The organism is Phycisphaera sp. (assembly GCA_025916675.1).
Classification (GTDB): Bacteria; Planctomycetota; Phycisphaerae; order Phycisphaerales; family UBA1924; genus JAHCJI01.
The window spans coordinates 127,684-146,421 of the sequence record CP098402.1; the positions used below are offsets into that span (position 1 = coordinate 127,684).

Consider the following 18,738-nt stretch of genomic DNA (forward strand, 5'->3'; position numbering starts at 1 on the left):
TGGCACCCATCTAGCCCGATAGCGCAGGGAGGAAAGCCGATCGTTCCGATCGGACCGATGGTGCCGGCGCGAATTCGCGTCGGTGTGTTGGTTCGCTGTGGGTTTCTGCCCGTGTGGATGCGATTGGTTTGGTGTGGGCGTTCGTCGTGTGGCGTGTCGTCCGCATCCACGTGCCATGGGAGGGCACCGCCATGCAGCCGATCGGATTTGGCTCTTCAGCGGTCAACACGGGCCTGCGCATCCTGGGCATCAACCAGGCCGATCGCAACACCGCCCTCGAGCGATTGTCTACGGGCTTGCGGATCAACCGTGCGTCGGATGATCCCGCGGGGCTGATCTCGAGCGAACAAATTAGTGCTGCCCTGGCGTCGCTGGAGGCCGAGGGCCGCGCGCTCGATCGGAGCCAGGCGGTGGTCAACACGGCCGACGGCGCGATCTCCGAGATCTCGGGCTTGCTCATCGAGGCCGAGGGCTTGGCCGTCGCCGCGGCGAACACCGCCGGCACGTCCGAGGCCGAGCGTGAGGCGATGCAACTCGAGCTCGACTCGATCATGCAGACCATCGATCGCTTGGCCGGCGGCGCCGAGTTCAACGATCAGAAGCTGCTGGATGGCTCGTTCTCGGTGCCCTTGGGCGATGGCACCTCTGAGACCATCGCCAGCCTCGACCCGACCAAGCTGGGTGACGTGTACGACATCGAGCCCACAGAAACCGAGACCGGCGACATCATCGTCGACCCCGACGCGGTGAAGGTGCAGCTGACCGACGTGGCATCGGGTGGTGTTGGCTCGCTGCTGGAGAACCCCGAACTGGCGCAGCGCATCCTGGCTCGTGCCCGCGAGCAGGTGAACACGCAGCGTGGTGCGCTCGGCGCGCTCAGTAAGAACGTCATCTCGCCCAGGCTCGCGATGATCGGCACGCAGATCGAGTCGCTCTCGGCCGCCCGGTCGTCCATCCGTGACGCCGATTTCGCCGAGGAGAGCGCCCGGCTGATTCGCGGGAACATCCGCACCGAGGCCACGCTGGCGGCGATCAGCGCGGGTCTGGATAACCAGGCGCGCGTGCTCGATCTCCTGGGCTGATTTACCGCTCAAAGTAGCTTCGCGGTCGGGCTGCTGAGTACCCTTGGGGGTGCCGCCACCCTCCCCGACACGAACGGCGGGCTCGATGGACTTCGTCGAGCTCATGCGCGAGGCCAGCGAGGCCACGTCATTGGCCGAGCATGGCTTCCGCCTGCTGCGCCGCATGCGCGCGATGTTCGGGGCCGAGTTGTTCGTGGGCTTCCGCTGGGAGGACGAGCGCCCAGGCTGGTACACGATCACCAACATCATCGAGCTGCCCGAGGAGGGGCTCGATCCGCGCATCCTGACGCCCGAGGGCGCGTGGAAGCCGGGCGCGACAGCGAGCTCGAACGGAGGGCTGCTGGCCCAATTGGCGGCGATCGACCGACCAACAAAGATGGAGATCGAGACGCGGCCCGCCGATGCGGTGTTGTTCGATGGGCAGGATCTGCCTTCGCACGCGGTCGTGCTGCCCATCTATCGGCGGGGCGAGGCGCGCGAGTGGGCGGTGTTCTTCCGATCCACCCCGTGGAGCATTGGCGAGGCCGAGCTGCTGCTCCTCGCGCAGATGGCCAACCTGATGTCGATGGCCGGCGAGCGAGAGGACCTGGTGAATCGTGTCTCGGGTCTCAACGATCGCCTGTCGTCTTCGCTCGCGTCGATCCTCGATGCGCAGCGGTCGATCATGCCCCCCGCGCCGCCGACGGTCGAGGGGCTGCGCTTCGCCGTGTGGTACGAGCCCAGCGAGGAAGTGGGCGGCGACTACTACGACTTCCGCGACTTTGGCGACGGGCAGATCGGCGCGGTCGTGGCCGACGTCTCGGGACACGGCCCGCCCGCGTCGGTGGCGATGGGCATGCTGCGCAGCGTGCTGATGGCCTATCGCGCGTTCGGCCGGCCCGCCAACACGGTGGTGACCGATGTGAACCGCGTGCTGTTCGAGTCTTTGGGTGGCGAGCGGTTCGTGACGGCCATCTTCGTGGGCTTCTACCCGCAAGACGGCCGATTCGCCTACGCCAACGCCGGCCACCATGTGCCGCGCCTCCGCCGGACGGATGGCTCGGTCGAGGCCATCGAGGGCGACGCCAGCCCGCCGCTTGGCATCTTGGAGCACCTCGACACCGTGGGCGCCGCGGGCGTGCTCGGGCCAGGCGAGTGCATGGTGCTCTACACCGACGGCGTGATCGAGGCCTTCGACGAGCACCGCGAGCAGTTCGGCCTCGAGCGACTGGACGAGGCGATCTCGCAATCCGACGCCGACCCGGATGCCATCGCCGAGTCGATCCGCGTGGCGGTGGGGGCGTTCAGCGAAGAAGAGGTGGTGGACGATCGGTGCGTGCTGGTGGTAAAGCGGGAGGGCTAACTGAGCAGCCCGAGTTCCTGGATCGCCTTGATCACCCGCGTGTGCACGCCCGCGGGCGCGCACACGATGCCGCGGTTGCGTTCCAGGCCCTTACCGTGGGTGAAGTCCAGCGGCAGGCCCGTTGCGTCGCTGACGACGCAGCCCGCCTCGGTGGCGACGAGGGCGCCGGCGGCGTGGTCCCAGATGCGCTCGACGTAGCCCTTCTTCGTGGGCAGGCGAAGGTATACGTCGGCCTGGCCTCTCGCCACGACGGCGTACTTGCACTGGCTGTCGAGGCGCGCCGGTTCACGCGAGGGGCCGACGCGCTCCATCACGCGGGCGGTGTCGTCGGTGCTGCTGTGGGCCTTTTCGACGGACATGCAGGCGCTCACGGCGTCGCCATCGGGCACGTCACTGCGCAGGATGCGCGTGGCGTCGGCGGTCGGGTCGCTCAGTGGCGCCTCGAGCGTGCCCTCGCCGGCGACGCTGAGGTAGATGCTGCCGTGGGCGTCGACCTTGTCCAGTGGCGCGTCGTGGGCGATTGGCAGGTTCGGGCAGGCCATCGCGCCCACACTGGGCACGCCGTGGTCGAGCCACGCCAGTGCGACGGCGTACTGCTGGCCACGCAGGAAGCCCTTGGTGCCGTCGATGGGGTCGAGCGTCCAGTAGCAATGGTCGTCGGTGGGTTCGGCATCACCGAGGTCGATGGCGTCGAGGATGTCGGCCTCCGTCGCATCGGGCCAGACGAGGTGCGTGGCCTCGAGGGCGGCCTGCAGGTGCGCGGCGTGCTGGGGCTCGCGGAGGTAGGCGCTGCCCTCTTCTCCGACGAGCACAAGGGAATCGCCCACGTGCTCGCGGAGGACACGGGCGACGACCGCCTGGCTGGCGAAGTCGGCGATGGTCACCGGGCTCTTGTCGTCCTTGGTGATGGCCCGAAGGTCGTCCAGGCGGGCCTGCACGGCCCGGCAGACGATGGCGGCCTTGGCGACGGCCTCGCGGGCTGCCCGGGCGTACGCGGCGGTGTCGATCGTGTCGGGGTTGGTTGGCATCACCCAGCGTAGCCCCGGCGTGCTACTACGATGCCCGGCATGCCTCCCGTCCCCCATGACAAGCTGCCCGAGATCCGCGCCCTCGACCCGCTGGTCGTCAACCAGATCGCCGCGGGCGAGGTCGTCGAGCGGCCGGCCTCGGTGGTCAAGGAACTGGTCGAGAACGCGCTCGACGCCGGGGCGACGAGCGTGCGCGTCGAGCTGGAGGCCGGTGGTATCGAGCTGGTCCGCGTGGCCGACGACGGCTGCGGCATGTCGCCCGAGCAGCTGCCCGTGGCCGTCGCCCCGCACGCGACGAGCAAGATTACCTCGCCCGATGACCTCGACGCCGTCTCGACGATGGGCTTCCGGGGCGAGGCGCTGGCGAGCATTGCCAGTGTGAGCCGGCTGCGGATCCGATCGCGCACGCGTGGCGCGAGCGAGGCGACCGAGCTGGTCGTCGAGGGAGCGAGCGTGCAAGGGCCATCGCCCGCCAGCGGAGCGCCCGGCACGGTCATCGAGGTGCGGAATCTCTTCTTCAACACGCCCGCTCGGCGGAAGTTCCTCAGAACGGCCCAGACCGAGAAGCAGCGCTGCGTTGCGGCGGTCAAGGGCCTCGCACTCGCGCGACCGGCGATCGGCTTCACGCTGGTGTGCGATGGCCACACCACGCTCGACCTGCCCGCCGACCAGAGCGCGCCGCAGCGCGTGCGTTCCATTCTGGGCGAGGACCTCGCCGACGCGATGATCGAGGCCAAGGGAACCGCAGCCGAGACGTACAACGTGAACCTCTGGGGCCTGGTCGGCCGGCCCCACGCGGCGCGCGGGAACGCCAAGGGCCAGTGGATCGTGCTGAACGGCCGCGTCATCCGCGACGCGAGCATCGCCCACGCGCTGCGCGAGGCGTATCGCGGCCTGATCGAGCCGGGCAAGCACCCCGTCGCCGTGCTGCTGATCGACGTCGACCCCAGCATGGTCGACGTGAACGTGCATCCCGCGAAAGCAGAAGTCCGCTTTCGGGACTCGTCGGCCATCCACGCCGCGGTGCACGGCTCGGTGCGCGATGCGCTCGCGGGCGAGGATTTGACTGCTTCCCTTGAAGAGGTCAATCCGCGCAGCGTTCGCCCCTGGCAGCCGTTCGTACCCGCCGATGGGGCGATCTTTAAGGGCCCGCAAGCCACCGAGATGACGCAGGCCGCGCGCGAGGCGGCGGATCGGTTCACCGAGGCCGAGGCGCACGCCGTCCTGAATCGCCCCGAACCGCAACCCACGACGCAGATCGAACATAAGAATCCCGAGCCCACCGGGATCGACCGCGTGCCCGACGGCCCGTGGATGCGAAGGGCGATGCAGATCCGCGACAGCTATCTCGTCGCCCACGACGACGACGGCGTGGTCATCATCGACCAGCACGCCCTGCACGAGCGGGTCATGTTCGAGGCGTTGCGGTCTCGCGTGGCCAGCCAGGGAACGTTAGAAAGCCAGCGCCTGCTCACGTCCGCGATGGTGGGCGTGGCCGACGCGCCCGAGAAGCTCGAAGCGCTGGCTTCGATCTTACAAACGCTTGGCATCGACGCCACCGCCGCCGGCCCCACGCGCGTGGCGGTGCACTCGTTCCCCAGCCTGCTGTTCAGCCGCGGCGTCGACCCGGCCGACTTCATGGGCGATTTGTTGGAGAAGGACGACCTCCCGAAAGACCAGGAAGACGCGCTGCGCGAGGTCCTGGACATGATGGCCTGCAAGGCCGCCGTCAAGGCCGGCGACGCCCTGAGCGACCAGGAATTGTCGGCGCTCTTAGAACTCCGCGAGAAGGTCGAGCGCAGCGCGAGCTGCCCGCACGGCCGGCCCACGTCGGTGCGGCTGACGATGCGGGATCTCGAGAAGATGTTCGGACGCCGCTGACGAGGCCCTGGCGCGAGCCTGGGCTTTCTATCTTGAACACAGAGGTCCCAGAGGGCGCAGAGTGAGGAACTGGCGCGTTGGGGGGACCGCTCCTACCGAGCCGGTTGCGTGAGCAGCCGGACCTTCTTTCTTGAACGCGAAGGTCGCGAAGGCCGCGAAGGTCGCGAAGGGCTCGAAGCGGAGGGAAGGGCCGGAGGGGATCACCACAGAGGCGCGGCCGCTCCCGCGGCCCGGCCGTCAGGCGGCAAGCGAGCAACGCGAGCGCTCAAGCACACCACAACGCCGCAGCATCCGCCGAGCGAGCCTTCGAGCGAGAGCGCATGCGGGAGGCGCGGCCGCTGAGCGGCCCGGGCGGTAGCCCGCAAGCGAGCCACGCGAGCGCTCAAGAACACCCCCGTTGGTCGAGCGCTGGCGCGGCCGTCTTCGGCCCCGCCGAGCGGCGAAGAGCCAAGAACGCCCGAATCCCACAACGTCCAAGCACCCGTCGCCCATGAAAGACTTATCTGGACCCGGGCCACAAACTTATCTGGACCATCGCCGCGCCCAACCCGCCCCCACGGCCTGGCAACGGGGTTTTTCGGGCCCGCCGGCGGCATCATCGAGTTTTTCGCACCGGTGCGATGGGGCATCGCAAGCCTTCGGCGGGGCATCGCACGCGTTCGATCGGGCATCGCCCGGGCTCGATGGCCCGTCGCACGCGTCCGATGGCCCATTGCATGCGTCCGATGGGGCACCGCACTGGCTCGATGGGCGATGGCACGGCGTCGGTGGCCCATCGCGGGCCTTGGGCCGGCCGTCGCACGCGTGGTTGGGGAGGGCGAGGGCCGGCGGCGGGGCTTATTCCCGCTCCCAGCGGGCCACTCCGTGGGGGGTTGGGTCGAGGTCTTCCGAGACTGAGGGGGTCTTGGTTTCCTCCCCCGCCCCCGGCGGGGGAGGTGGCCGACGCGAAGCGAGGCCGGAGGGGGGCTTGCCTCCCTCTCCCCGTCCCCGGGGAGAGGGCTGGGGTGAGGGGGTCCTGCTTTTCCACTACCCTCCCCCATGCAACTCCACCGCAAACCCGACCCCAACGACAAGATCGGCTGCTCGGGCTGCATTCAAATGATGCTGCTGGCCGCCGTGGTGATGGGCGTGGGAAGCGTGGTGGTGTTCGTGCTGGCGGCTGCGGTCTTCTGAATTGGATTCCGCTTCGCGGGCTCCGACGAACCCCCGCGGTGACGCGGGGGGGCAGGGCAATGCTACAGGGCGAGGAGTATTTCTCGATCCCACCCGCATACGCTGGCGATGGTCGGAGCCCGCCATACGTCCTCCAACCCCTGTGTCGACCACGAACGGACCACTGCCAAACTCTCCCGAGAACGGACTGACACACCTATGGCGCAAGAACCAGCCTTTGCCACCGCCGGGACGAAGACGTCAGACATTGACGTACGGTTAAGCTACAAGATCGTTTCGCTGTTCTCCGAGGGCTTGTACGCCAGCCCGAATAAAGCGGTGGAAGAACTAGTCGCCAACTCCTTTGACGCTGGTGCGCTACGGGTCGCCGTTTTTATGCCTGCGGACCTCCATGAGCAGGGTGCCACGATCGGCGTTCTCGACGATGGGGAGGGGATGGACGACGAAGGCCTCAAACGACATTGGCTCATTGGCATTAGCGACAAACGAGACCTCTCCAAGCTACCTCAGGGTCGCCAGCAAATCGGCAAATTTGGTATCGGAAAGCTCGCCACATACGTCCTAGCTTCCCGCTATTCACACATCAGCAAGAAGGACGGTAAGTACTACTCAACTTCACTGGATTACAGCAAGATCGACAAGCGCGTTGAAGATGGTGTTGAACCTAAAACGCCGGTAAGGATAGCCCTACGAGAGCTGTCAGTTGCTGAAGCACAGGCCGCGCTCAAGCCGTGGACAAATACGGCGTCGTTCAAGAAGACCGGTCTGAAGCTGTTTGGAAAGGCGTCGTCAAAATCTTGGACCTTCGCGATTCTCTCGGATCTGAAGGACAAGGTCCACGAGATTCGCCCAGGCGTGCTTGAGTGGGTGTTGCGAACCGCTTTGCCGCTCCGTGATGATTTTAGCATCTACTTGAATGGCAACAAACTGACTGCGAGCAAGGCAGGTAAAGGGAGGATTAAGCGATGGGTACTGGGGAAAGACATCACCAAGTTGCCAAAGCCTGCGCCTGACACCGTGGAGGCCGAGTTCGATGAAGACAAGCCCGCAGGTGCCATTGATCGCTATGCCCTCGTGTATGGGCCGTTGGGTCGGATATGGGGATATGCGGAAGCGTACAAAGACATACTCGGTGGCAAATCAGACGACTTAGGGCGAAGTAACGGCTTCTTCGTCTACGTCCTCGGCCGGCTAATAAATGTCACCGATGGCCACTTTGGCATCAAACCAGACGAACTGCGACATGGCACCTTTGGTCGCATGCGTGTGGTCGTGCATATGGATGGCTTGGATGCATTCCTGCAGTCTGATCGGGAAAAAATTCGAGAAGGACCAGTTCTTGAAGACGCTCGAAACATACTTCGAGCAATCTTCAATCATGTCCGCAAGGCAGTGGATTCTCATGACGAGAAGGAAGACCCCAGCACCAAGCTATCCCGTAAACTAGCTGGCAGCCCGGCGAGCATATTACGCCGGCCCATTGTTGAGATCGTACGAGCGGCTCTCGAAGGCAATATAATGTCGCGGTACGTAGCTGTGCCTGCGGCAACTACTGAGGCTGAGCGAAACACGCTAGTCGAGCGATTGGAAGAGCGGGCTAGTTCCAGCGATGGGTTTGTCGCAGGCATCGATTTTTCGTATGACGCAACGACCGATGATGGGATAGCCGTGTATGACGCTGTCACGGGACGGCTGAGAATCAATGGCCTGCATCCATTTGTAGGGGCGTACTTCGACGAGTTTACAAGTAAGACCAGCGGGCTTCCGCTTGAGGTCTTTGCTTTGTCGGAGGTATTGCTGGAGGCTCAGCTATATCAAACAGGCTTTGATCAGTATCAAATTGACGACGTTATGTCCGCCCGAGACCAACTCCTCCGGTTCGTAGCCCAAGATTCCGGCCGACGCACAGCTTTGACCGTCGCGAATAGTCTCCGCAATGCTAAAAACGACGTTAACAGGCTTGAAATTGAGGTAGTCGAAGCGTTTCGCAGTCTCGGGTTCGAGGCAACGCGAGTTGGGGGCAATGGTAAGCCCGACGGGGTGGCTAAGGCGCCGCTTGCGGCGGATGGCAGCAATCAACCAAGGCGATACGCCGTGACGCTGGAGGCCAAGAGCAAGCAAAAGGAAGGTGCCCGACTAAAGACGAGAGCGTTCAGTCCCTCCGCAATCGCGAGGCATCGTGACGAGGCCCAGTGCGAACATGCGATGGTCGTAGCTCCTGCGTTTAGTCACACTCCTGGCAACGAAAGTGCCCTGGCCAAGGAAATCAAGGCCGACAGGGAGAACTCTGCAGCGAAGGGTGAGCCACGGACTATAACGGCGATTCACATCGAAGATCTTGCGCGCTTGGTCCAACTTCGCCCAGTTAAACGCCTCGGCTTGGCGCGTATCCGTGAGATGCTCCAGACGTGCAGCCTACCCGAGGAGTGCAAAGCGTGGGTCGATAGCGTGGAGGAGGAACCCGTGGAGATACCGCCGTATGCCCAGGTTGTCAACGCGATCCACGGGTTACAGAAGGACTACGAGATGGCGGCAGTTGAGTACGGCGCTCTACGAGTTGCGCTGGGAAAGGACAAGCCGTCGTACAAGGTGCGTACCAACGATGAGCTTATTGAACTTTGCAAGGGAATGGCAACGATGACAGGCGGAGAGATAAGCGCTAACCAGCGGACCGTCGAGCTCAATCAGAGCCCGGAAAATGTTTTGGCTGCCATTGAGTCGGCTACGAAGGCTCATATTGTCGATAAAGACTGATCTTAGAGCCAAGCATCACGTACGCTTAATGAGCCAATTATTGTATGTTGAAGTCACACAATCAGACCATCTTCGAGACACTTGGGCGAAACCCAATCCATCCCTTTCCCGCGCGAATGGCTCCGGGTATCGCCCTTGATGCGCTGGGCGAGAGCCAAACTCCGCTCCGGGTGCTTGATCCTATGGCGGGGTCGGGCACGGTTCTGGCCGTCGCGCGATCGAAGGGGCATAGGGCAATCGGTATGGACCTTGACCCCCTTGCCGTCTTGCTATCTGGGGTTTGGACTCGAACGGTTGATCCGCACCGCGTGAACCAGAAGGCGACGGAGGTCTTGGCTCGCGCGAAGCACGCCTGTCGCACGCTATCCTCCGGTTCGGCCTACCCAACAGGCAGCGATAGCGAGACCCGCAAGTTTATCCGCTATTGGTTCGACGACTACGCGCGCGTCCAGCTAGCGGCCCTCTCTATTGCAATCAGTCGTGTCCGTGATGAGACGACTCGTGACGTCCTCTGGTGCGGCTTCTCGCGCCTCATCATTACCAAGAGTGCGGGCGCTTCGCTGGCGATGGATCTGTCGCATAGTCGGCCTCACAAAAAGTTTGCGACAGCACCGGTCAAACCCTTCAACCGGTTCATCGCAGCAGTCGACGCCGTAATCTCAAACTGCCCGAAGTCTGGTTCTGGCCGAATTGGACCGAGGGCCGTTGTCAAGCACGGCGACGCACGGAAATTACAGATTGAGTCAAAGTCGATCGATCTGGTATTGACATCGCCGCCGTATCTCAACGCCATTGACTACATGCGATGCAGCAAGTTCTCACTTGTATGGATGGGCTACAACGTTGACGAGTTGCGAATGATTCGCGGTGATAGTGTTGGCGCTGAAGCATCATCCCAGGTAGCTATGGCATCGCCGTGGGTTCAGTCGCTCATCATGCAGTTGGGACTAAAGTCAAAGCTCTCAAGCCGCGATTCGGGACTGCTGTCACGCTACGTCCTCGACATGGGCGGCGCTTTGTCCGAGGTATCTCGCGTATTAAGAGCGGACGGGCGCGCGGTGTATGTGGTCGGCGACTCGACCGTGCGGGGGACATTCGTACGCAACTCGGCCATCGTGGAAGCCGTGGCGCAAATGCACGGGCTCGTCCTTGACGACAAGAAGTCTCGGGCCTTGCCTGCCAACCGCCGGTATCTGCCACCACCTAAGAAGGGCGCGGATTCCGCGATCGAGGGGCGGATGCGGCGCGAAGTGGTCTTGGCATTCTCGAAGCCCATCGCGTGATGCATTGCGTCCAACCCCCGCGACCGCTCCCTGACTAATCTGAAGACCCCCTCAGTCTCGGAAGACCTCGACAGCTCCCCCGCTGGGAGCGGGGGAGCGGGTCAGACGCCCCCGCCCTCACCCATCCTCCTCCGCCTCCTCCGGCGGAATCGCCCGCACATCCGAACCCGCCGCAAAGTTTCTTTTTCAAAAAAATCTTGCCTCCGACTGAAGTCGCCCCCCGATCCCCCCGATGCAATCCTCGACAGCCGCCGCTTGCCCGCCGGAAGGTCCCGCGGGCGCGGCGGGCACCGAGGGCGTCGCGATTCGTGCTGGCGTCCACCGATCAGGGACGATCCAATGCCCAGAAAACCGATCAAGGACGCCGAACTCCTCCAGTACGCCGCCAACCTCTTCGCCGTGTGGAGCGGCGGGCAGGGCACGCCGCCCGACATCGGCCTGAGCGCCGAGCAGGTTGCCAGCCTGGGCACGAGCCTCACGAGTGCTCAGGACGCCAAGACCAGCCAGACGACCAGCGCCAGCGCCGCGAAAGCGGCGAGCACCGGCAAGCGCAACGCCTTCGCCGGCCTGCGCACCAAGCTGGGCGGGCTCATCGACATCGTCGAGGGCTACGCCAAGGAGAGCGGCGACCCGGACGTGTACCAGCGGGCCCACATCGACCCGCCCGCCCCGCCGACGCCGCGCAGCGACGCGCCCCAGCCCGAGGACGTGAGCACCCGCGTGCGCACCGACGGCACCATCGAGGTCGCCTTCACCGTCACCACCGGCGGCGGCGCGACCTTCGACGTGCAGCGGCAGACCGTGCTGCTGAGCGGCGAGTTCGGCTCGTGGACGCCGTTGGCCACCATCGGCAAGAAGAGCTTCATCGACGAGGCCGTGCCGGTGGGCCTGCGGCAGGTCCTCTACCGCGTGCGCACGACGCTGAGCAACGGTGTGGCCAGCGAGTGGAGCGAGCCCTCGGTGACCAACTTCGGCAACCAGGGCAGCGCGGGCGGGCCCATGGCCGCCGGGGCGATCGAGACCGAGGCCGCCTGAGCCCCCAACACGATTGGTGTGCCGAACGCCCGCGCGGGGCCCGATGCCCGCGCGGGCGTTCTCGCGCGCTCGCGAGAAACTCATTGGGATGAACGACGCTTCACGCGGCAAAGCCGGGAAACCGTCGGAGCTATCATGCGTGTTCGTCCGGAACGCACCCACCCCCAGTGAGCCACCATGAAACTCTCGATCGCCCTCGTGCAACTGAACGTCATCCCCAACGACCCGCCGGCGAATCTTGCCAATATGGCCGAGTTCGTCGCGAAGGCGGCCAAGGCCGGCGCCCAATTGGTTGTCTTCCCCGAAGACGCCGTCACCGGGCCGCTCGAGGGCCAGACGCTGTACGTGCAGCACGCTCCGGAGTATCTCGCGTATTTCCAGGCGTTGGCGGTCAAGCACCAGATCGACATCGTGCCCGGCTCGTGGTCGGTCACCGAGGCGGGCGCGGTCGGGCCGGTGCTCTGCAACGCGGCGCACTACATCAACGCCGATGGCTCGGTCGCGGGGGTGTACAGGAAGGTGAACCTGTGGGAAACCGAGAAGGCGACGCTCGCCCCGGGGCTGGCCGTCTCGGTGTTCCCGACGGCCCACGGCATGGTGGGCCTGACGATCTGCTGGGACATCGCGTTCCCCGAGATGTTCACCGAGATGTCGCGGTTGGGGGCCGAGCTCGTCGTGTCGCCAACATACTGGTCGCTGTCTCGGCGGGCGGAACAGAGCCGGGGCGTGGCAAAAGATGAAATCGAACTCATAGATTCGCTGTGTGTGGCGAGGTCGTTCGAGAACGACATAGTCTTCGCGTACTGCAACGCGGCCGGCTTGGTCGGAGACGAAAAGGCCGACGGCGTGCTGAGCGGTCGGAGCCAGGTCACGCACCCGCACGAGAAGGTGCTGTGCAAGGCCAAGGGGAACACCGAAGAGATGCTCACGGCGTCCTTCACCCATACCCGGGCCACCGCCGCGATGCCGCAGGGCGGGTGAACGCACGCGCCCCACGAATTTCTTACCAAGGGAGATACAGCTATGAAGATCGACAGCCTCGAGAAGCTCTACGTCCACGAGCTCAAGGACCTGCACAGCGCCGAGAGCCAGATCCTCGACGCCTTGCCCAAGATGATCAGCGCCGCCAGCGATGATGAGCTCAAGAAGGCGCTCGAGAGCCACCGCAAGGAGACGCAGGAGCACCTGGCGCGCATCGAGCGGTTGTTCCAGAACCTCGACTTCGAGCCCGGCGGCCACAAGTGCAAGGGCATCGAGGGCCTGATCAAGGAAGGCGAGGACGTGCTGGCCGAGACCGAGGACGACGCCGTGCGCAACGCCGCGATCGTCGCCGCCTGCCAGCGCGTGGAGCACTACGAGATGGCCGCCTACGGCGTGGCCCGCGCGTTCGCCAGCAAGCTCGGCCGGCACGACGACGCCGAGGTGCTGACGACGACACTGGAAGAGGAAGGCCACGCCGACCGCACGCTGACCCAGATCGCCGAGCAACGCCTCAACTTCGCGGTCCGCACCGCGTAGCGCTCAGGTATTGCTCGGGATGCGAATCCCGAAGAACCGCTCCGCGTTCGCGTCGGTTGCTCGCTCGAAATCCTCGTACGACTCACCCCGCGCCCCGGCGATGATCTTGGCGGTCAGCGAGACCATCCAAGGCCGGCACGGCCGCTGCCCACGCACGCGCTGGGGGCTCAGGTAGGGAGCGTCGGTCTCGACCATGAGGCGGTCCGCCGGCGTCAGCACGGCGGCCTCGAGCACCTCCTTCGCGTTGTTGTACGTCGCCACGCCGGTATAGCTGATCATGGCACCGAAGTCGAGGACTTGTTTGGCCTCGGCCGGGCCGGCCGTGAAGCAGTGGAACACGAAGCGTTCGCCGGGTATGCCGCTGTCTTTCAGGATCGGGATGAGGTCGTCGAACGCCTCGCGGCAGTGGACGACGATGGGCTTGTTCGCGCCGGGCCTGGCCGTGCCCTTCTTCGGGGTGTCGATCTCGCGGATGAGGGCGAGTTGGTCGCGGAGCACGGGCTCCTGCTGGGCTCGCGTCGGCTCGTTGTAGTGGTTGTCAAGCCCGAGCTCGCCCCAGGCCACGCACCGCTCGTGGGCGATGCAGGTCCGCAGCGGCGTGGCGTCGAACGGTCCCTGGTCGGCGTACAGCGGGTGGATGCCCGCGCTGCTCCAGACGTTGGGGTAGGTCGTGGCGAGCCGGAGGCAGTCCAGCGCGTTGATTGGCGTGGTGCTGATGGTGATGCAGCCGGATACGCCGTGGCGGGCGGCCTCGGCCAGTTCCTCGGGCACGCGGCTCTCGAAGTCGGGGAACGTCAGGTGGCAGTGGGTGTCGATCACGGGCAACCGTAGAGCGCCAGCGTTCCCGACAGAGCGCCAGCGTGCCCGACAACCCACGCCGGGTGCCACTACGATTGGGCGATGCGACGCTTTGTTGCCATCCTGGGCGTGCTGCTGTGCGTGGCGACCGTGCTGGCGGACACCCGCTGGTACGTCGTCGAGCTCCAGGGCCAGCCCGCCGGCTGGATGACCATCGAGCGGCGCGAGGCGGGCGAGACCGTGACTACCATCACCGCGATGCGCGTGGCGGTGGGGCGGCAGGGCTCGGTCGTCGTGACGGCCTTCACCAGCGAGGTCGTCGAGCGCCGGGGCGGCAACGTGCTGTCGATGCGCCGCTCGATCGAGGGCGTCGAAGACGACGAGGCGGCATGGCGATTTGATGGCAAGGACGTCACGCTCGAACGCGACGGCCAGAACCAGACACTGCCATCACCCCAGGGTGTCTATGTCGGCCCCGACGCCGAGCGGGCGTACCTGGCCCGGCACATCGCCGAGGGCGACAAGAGCATCAGCACGCGTGTGCTGGACCCGCTCAGCGGCCTCGACCCCGTGCCCACCCTGCGCAAGCGCATCGGCGAAGAAGCCGTCGACGGGCTCGAGACGGTCCGCTTCGAGACCCGCCGCGGCGACGAGCAGCGCGTGGTCGACGAGTGGATCGACGCCCACGGCGACCTGGTGCGTGCCCGGACCTCGATCGGCGCGGTGGTGCAGGAGATCCGCCTGAGCGATGAGGCGGCCGCACGCCGGGCGCTGGCCAAGCCACCCGACCTGATCGACGCGACCCGCGTCTCGGCTTCTCGTGCGATCCGGGGCTACCAGCGGCTGCGTTCGGCGGCATTCGTTCTTCGAGGCAATGCCGATACGCCCTCGCTCACGACCGGGCCGCAGACCGCCGAGCGGATCGATGATGACGCGGTGCGGGTCACCGTCGAATTGGGCGAGACCGGCCACACCGTGGAACTGACCGATGAGGAGCACGAGGCGCTGCTCGCCGCCACCGATCTGTTGGAAGTCGGGGACGAGCTCGTGATACAACTGGCCGAGCGTGCCACGAGGAGCCTGCCGCCGGCCGCGACACCCGGGGCAAAGGCCGAAACCTTGCGGGCCTTCGTGCATCGGTACATCAACCGAAAGAACCTGGACATTGCGTTGGCCAGCGCCGCGACCGTCGCTCGCGATCGTGAGGGCGATTGCACCGAGCATGCCACATTGCTGGCGGCGTTGCTGCGTGTTGAACGGATCCCATCAAAGCTCGTCGCGGGCCTGAGCTATGAGGCCGGCAGTCGGAACGCCCCGCCAGCGTTCGTGTACCACGTGTGGACGCAGGCGTTGATCGAGGGAGAGGAAGGCTCGCACTGGGTCGACCTCGACGCCACGCATCGCCTCCGCCCGCGACACGTAACGCAGATCGCGCTCTCGATCTCCGATGGCTCGAACGCCAACGACCTGTGGCAGGGCCTGGCTCCAACCCTCGGCACGATCTCGATCGAGGTGGAGGCGACCCGTTGAGTGAGAGCCTCCCCGCGCCGCGCTTGCCCGCCCGCAAGGACACCGGGCACAAGGGCGTTTTCGGCCGCGTCGCCGTCGTGGGCGGCTGCGCGCTGGCCGAGAGCCGGATGATCGGTGCCCCCGCGCTCACGGCGCGAGCCGCCGGTCGTGCCGGGGCCGGCCTCGTGCGGCTGCTGTGCCCCGAGGGTGTGCTCAACGAGGCGTTGACGCTGGCCGACCACTGCACGGGAAAGGCACTCCCGACGAACACCGATGGCTCGATCATCGCCAGCGACGCCGTCGCCGTGCTCGACGAAGAACTCGAGGACGCCGGCGTTGTGGTGATCGGCCCGGGTCTTGGTCGCGGGCCGGGTCCAGCGGCCCTGGCGCTCCGCGCCGTCCAGCAACAGCTCACGCCCGTGGTCGTGGACGCCGACGCGCTCAACGAGCTGAGCGAGACGACGCAGCTCGCCCTCGATTTCCACGCCCCGGCCGTCGTCACGCCCCACCCCGGTGAATTCGCGCGACTGGCAAAGGCGTTGGGCATGAAAACCGACGCGACCGACGACGCCAAGCGCCCCCGGGCCGCCGAGCAACTTGCCCAGCGATTGGGGTGCGTGGTCGTGCTCAAGGGTGCCCGCACCGTCGTGAGCGACGGCATCCAGACCTGGGGCGATGGCACCGCCGACTCTGCCCTTGCAACCGGCGGCACGGGCGATGTGCTGGCCGGCCTCATCGGCGGCTTCATCGCCCAGCACGCCCGTCCCGTCACGCACGAACTCGCCCGCTCGAAGCTGGGTGATCGCGCGAGGCTGATGCCCGAAGACGGCCACCTCACGCTCTTCGAGATCTCCCGCTGCGCCGTGGTCGCCCATGCCCACGCCGCCAGGCTCTGGCGCGAGAAGCACCACGCAGACGCGGGGCTCACGCCCGGCGAGCTGGCCGACGAGTTGCCCGAGGCGGTTACGGCGTTGCGGGGATAGGGGCTTGCTGCTGTTGCTGCGGCGGAAAGCGCGGGTTCGCCTGCGCGTGCTTCCAGCGGGCGTACACGATGAAGCCAACCAGGATCAGCCCGATCCCGAAGCCCGTGAAGTAGGTCTTGAACTTCTCTTTGGTCTTCATCCGCTCGTCCGCTTCTTTCGCTTCGTCGGCTTGCTGCCCGGCGTGCCCGGCTTGCCGGCCTTGCTCCGGCGCTGCCGCTTGTTCTGCTTGCCCTCGTCGAGCTCGCTCCGCCGCACCTTAGCCGTATCGCCCTGGGCCAGCCGCTCCTTGAGCTTGCGGGCCTGGTCGCGCAATCGCGCCGCCTTCTCGAACTCCAGCGACTGGGCCGCCTCGAGCATCTCGGCCTCCAGCTCACGCTGCAACTCGGCGATGTCGAACGCCTCTTCGGCTGATCCCGCCGCCTCGCGTGCCGTCTTGCGGGCCCGCAGTTGCATCTCGATGCCCCGGCGGATCTCCTTCTTGATCGTCGCCGGCGTGATGCCCATCTGCTCGTTGTAGGCCGTCTGCTTCTCGCGGCGGCGGTCGGTCTCGTCCAGCGCGTGCTGCATGCCGGGCGTGACCTTGTCGGCGTACATGACCACCCGGCCATTAACGTTCCGCGCCGCACGTCCCATGAGCTGGATCAGGCTCGTCGGGCTGCGCAGGAAGCCCTCCTTGTCGGCGTCCAGGATCGCCACGAGCGCCACCTCGGGCAGGTCGAGGCCCTCGCGCAGCAGGTTGACGCCCACCAGCACGTCGAACGTGCCCTCGCGCAGGTCGGTGATGATCTCCAGCCGCTCGAGCGTCTCGATGTCGCTGTGCAGGTACCGCGTCCGCAGGCCGTTCTGGTCGAGGTAGCTGGCCAGGTCCTCGCACAGCCGCTTGGTGAGCGCCGTCACCAGCACCCGCTCGCCGCGCGCGACTGTGGCCTTGCATTCTTCCAGCAAGTCGGGCACCTGCCCGTCGGCGGGCTTGACCTCCACGCCGGGGTCGAGCAGGCCCGTCGGCCGGATCACCTGCTCGGCGATCTCCCCGCCCGTGCGCTCGAGCTCGTACGGCCCGGGCGTCGCGCTCACGAACATGAGCTGGGGCGCCATCCGCTCGAATTCCTCGAAGCGCATCGGCCGGTTGTCCAGGGCGCTGCTCAGCCGGAAGCCGTGGTCCACCAGCGTCTCCTTGCGCATGCGATCGCCGTTGAACATCGCCCGCACCTGCGGCAGCGTCACGTGGCTCTCGTCGACGATCACGAGCCAATCATCGATGTTGGGGCGTTTGGCCCGCCGCTCGTCGTCACGCCGGACAAGCTGGTCGTCACTCTTGGCTCGCGGCATCATCTTCGCGCCTTCTTCGCCCGGCCGCGGCGCGTAATCGAAGTAGTCCATCAGCGTGAACGGCCGTTCGCCGGGCATGCGCCCATCGAAGAACCGGCTGTAGTTTTCCACGCCCGGGCAGCTCCCGGTCTCCTTGAGCAGGTCCAGGTCGTACTTCGTGCGGGCCAGCAGCCGCTGGGCTTCCAGCAGCTTGCCCTCGGCTCGCAGTTCCAGCACCCGCGAGTCCAGCTCCCTGGAGATATCGTCGCAGATGCTCCCGAGCTGCTCCTCGGGCAGCACGTAGTGGACGGCCGGGAACAGGTGGAACGTCTCCTCATCCGCGAGCACTTCGCCAGAAGTCGGATTGATCAGCTCCAGCCGGTCCAGCTCATCACCAAACAAATCCAGCCGGACGGCGAACCGCTCGGACGCCGGCCACACCTCGATCACGTCACCACGGGCCCGGAAGCGGCCGCGAGAAAACTCGTAATCGCTCCGCTTGTACTGCATCGCCGTCAGCGACGCGAACAACTGCCGCCGATCGACACGCCCGCCCTTGCTGAACGTAAGCACCTTGTCGCCGTACGCCTCGGGCGAGCCCAAGCCAAAGATGCACGACACGCTGGCGACGACAACCGTGTCGCGCCGGCTCAGGATGTTGCTGGTCGCCGCCAGGCGCAGCTGGTCGAGGTCGTCGTTTCGGCTGGCGTCCTTCTCGATGTAGATGTCGCGTTGGGGGATGTACGCCTCGGGCTGGTAATAGTCGTAGTAGCTCACGAAGTAGTTCACGCTGTTGTGCGGCAGGAACTCCTTGAGCTCCTCGTAGAGCTGGGCGGCCAGCGTCTTGTTGTGGCTGATGATCAGCGTGGGCTTGCCCAGCCGCTCGATGACGTTGGCCATCGTGAACGTCTTGCCCGTGCCCGTCGCCCCCAGGAGCGTGGCCGAATCCGCGCCCGTGTTGAGGCGCTTGACGAGCGATTCGATCGCCGAGGGCTGGTCGCCCATGGGCTGGAACGGGCTGACGATCTCGAAGGGGCGAGGGGG

The 18,738-nt window shown here is 65.8% G+C and carries 13 protein-coding genes and 1 pseudogene; 10 read left to right on the plus strand and 4 right to left on the minus strand.

The features are described from left to right. Nucleotides 1-113: 113 nt before the first annotated feature. The gene (locus tag NCW75_00540) at nt 114-1,082 is read left to right on the plus strand and encodes a flagellin (GenBank protein ID UYV12792.1); all 969 of its coding nucleotides are present in this window, start codon (nt 114-116) and stop codon (nt 1,080-1,082) included. Between the two features lie 49 nt (nt 1,083-1,131). Further along, nucleotides 1,132-2,424 carry a serine/threonine-protein phosphatase gene (locus tag NCW75_00545; GenBank protein ID UYV12793.1) on the plus strand — a complete coding sequence of 431 codons (1,293 nt, stop codon included), beginning with the start codon at nt 1,132-1,134 and terminating at the stop codon, nt 2,422-2,424. Here the strand turns inward: NCW75_00545 and NCW75_00550 are convergent. Beyond that, nucleotides 2,421-3,452, minus strand: coding sequence for a 3'(2'),5'-bisphosphate nucleotidase (locus tag NCW75_00550; GenBank protein ID UYV12794.1), 1,032 nt, complete (start codon nt 3,450-3,452; stop codon nt 2,421-2,423). The genes NCW75_00545 and NCW75_00550 overlap by 4 nt on opposite strands. A 39-nt stretch (nt 3,453-3,491) precedes the next feature. On the opposite strand from NCW75_00550, the gene mutL reads away from it, so the two are divergent. From mutL to NCW75_00580, 6 genes are all read left to right on the plus strand, one after another. Then, complete coding sequence (gene mutL, locus NCW75_00555; GenBank protein UYV12795.1) at nt 3,492-5,333, plus strand: DNA mismatch repair endonuclease MutL; 1,842 nt, start codon at nt 3,492-3,494, stop codon at nt 5,331-5,333. Between the two features lie 1,371 nt (nt 5,334-6,704). Further along, nucleotides 6,705-9,260 (plus strand): ATP-binding protein, encoded by a 2,556-nt coding sequence (locus tag NCW75_00560; protein ID UYV12796.1) that lies wholly within the window; start codon nt 6,705-6,707, stop codon nt 9,258-9,260. Between the two features lie 308 nt (nt 9,261-9,568). After that, complete coding sequence (locus NCW75_00565) at nt 9,569-10,543, plus strand: hypothetical protein (GenBank protein UYV12797.1); 975 nt, start codon at nt 9,569-9,571, stop codon at nt 10,541-10,543. A gap of 339 nt (nt 10,544-10,882) precedes the next feature. Continuing rightward, on the plus strand, nt 10,883-11,578 hold the full coding sequence (locus NCW75_00570; GenBank protein UYV12798.1) for a hypothetical protein: 696 nt from the start codon (nt 10,883-10,885) through the stop codon (nt 11,576-11,578). A gap of 177 nt (nt 11,579-11,755) precedes the next feature. Continuing rightward, nucleotides 11,756-12,559, plus strand: a complete 804-nt coding sequence (locus NCW75_00575; GenBank protein ID UYV12799.1) for a carbon-nitrogen hydrolase family protein — start codon at nt 11,756-11,758, stop codon at nt 12,557-12,559. A 42-nt stretch (nt 12,560-12,601) separates the two neighbouring features. Next, a complete protein-coding gene (locus tag NCW75_00580; GenBank protein ID UYV12800.1) occupies nt 12,602-13,096 on the plus strand; it encodes a ferritin-like domain-containing protein in 495 nt (164 codons plus the stop codon). A 3-nt stretch (nt 13,097-13,099) separates the two neighbouring features. Here NCW75_00580 and NCW75_00585 read toward each other — a convergent pair whose 3' ends face one another. Then, nucleotides 13,100-13,915 (minus strand): TatD family hydrolase, encoded by an 816-nt coding sequence (locus NCW75_00585; GenBank protein UYV12801.1) that lies wholly within the window; start codon nt 13,913-13,915, stop codon nt 13,100-13,102. 81 nt (nt 13,916-13,996) lie between these two features. On the opposite strand from NCW75_00585, the gene NCW75_00590 reads away from it, so the two are divergent. Next, nucleotides 13,997-15,424, plus strand: a complete 1,428-nt coding sequence (locus tag NCW75_00590; GenBank protein UYV12802.1) for a transglutaminase family protein — start codon at nt 13,997-13,999, stop codon at nt 15,422-15,424. Next, nucleotides 15,421-16,386: an NAD(P)H-hydrate dehydratase gene (locus NCW75_00595; protein UYV12803.1), complete on the plus strand. Its 966-nt coding sequence runs from the start codon at nt 15,421-15,423 to the stop codon at nt 16,384-16,386. Before NCW75_00590 ends, NCW75_00595 begins: the two co-directional genes overlap by 4 nt. Here NCW75_00595 and NCW75_00600 read toward each other — a convergent pair. Then, complete coding sequence (locus NCW75_00600; GenBank protein UYV12804.1) at nt 16,367-16,525, minus strand: hypothetical protein; 159 nt, start codon at nt 16,523-16,525, stop codon at nt 16,367-16,369. The two genes, NCW75_00595 and NCW75_00600, sit on opposite strands and share 20 nt — an antisense overlap. Beyond that, nucleotides 16,522-18,732, minus strand: a pseudogene (locus NCW75_00605) (excinuclease ABC subunit UvrB). The gene NCW75_00600 and the pseudogene NCW75_00605 overlap by 4 nt, the downstream one beginning before the upstream one ends. Between the last annotated feature and the right edge of the window lie 6 nt (nt 18,733-18,738).

Excerpts from the sequence above, each read along its gene's own strand:
- NCW75_00550 (UYV12794.1), bottom strand. The coding sequence starts at position 3,452 with ATGCCAACCAACCCCGACACGATCGACACCGCCGCGTACGCCCGGGCA.
- mutL (UYV12795.1), top strand. The coding sequence starts at position 3,492 with ATGCCTCCCGTCCCCCATGACAAGCTGCCCGAGATCCGCGCCCTCGAC.
- NCW75_00560 (UYV12796.1), top strand. The coding sequence starts at position 6,705 with ATGGCGCAAGAACCAGCCTTTGCCACCGCCGGGACGAAGACGTCAGAC.
- NCW75_00570 (UYV12798.1), top strand. The coding sequence starts at position 10,883 with ATGCCCAGAAAACCGATCAAGGACGCCGAACTCCTCCAGTACGCCGCC.
- NCW75_00575 (UYV12799.1), top strand. The coding sequence starts at position 11,756 with ATGAAACTCTCGATCGCCCTCGTGCAACTGAACGTCATCCCCAACGAC.
- NCW75_00580 (UYV12800.1), top strand. The coding sequence starts at position 12,602 with ATGAAGATCGACAGCCTCGAGAAGCTCTACGTCCACGAGCTCAAGGAC.
- NCW75_00590 (UYV12802.1), top strand. The coding sequence starts at position 13,997 with ATGCGACGCTTTGTTGCCATCCTGGGCGTGCTGCTGTGCGTGGCGACC.
- NCW75_00600 (UYV12804.1), bottom strand. The coding sequence starts at position 16,525 with ATGAAGACCAAAGAGAAGTTCAAGACCTACTTCACGGGCTTCGGGATC.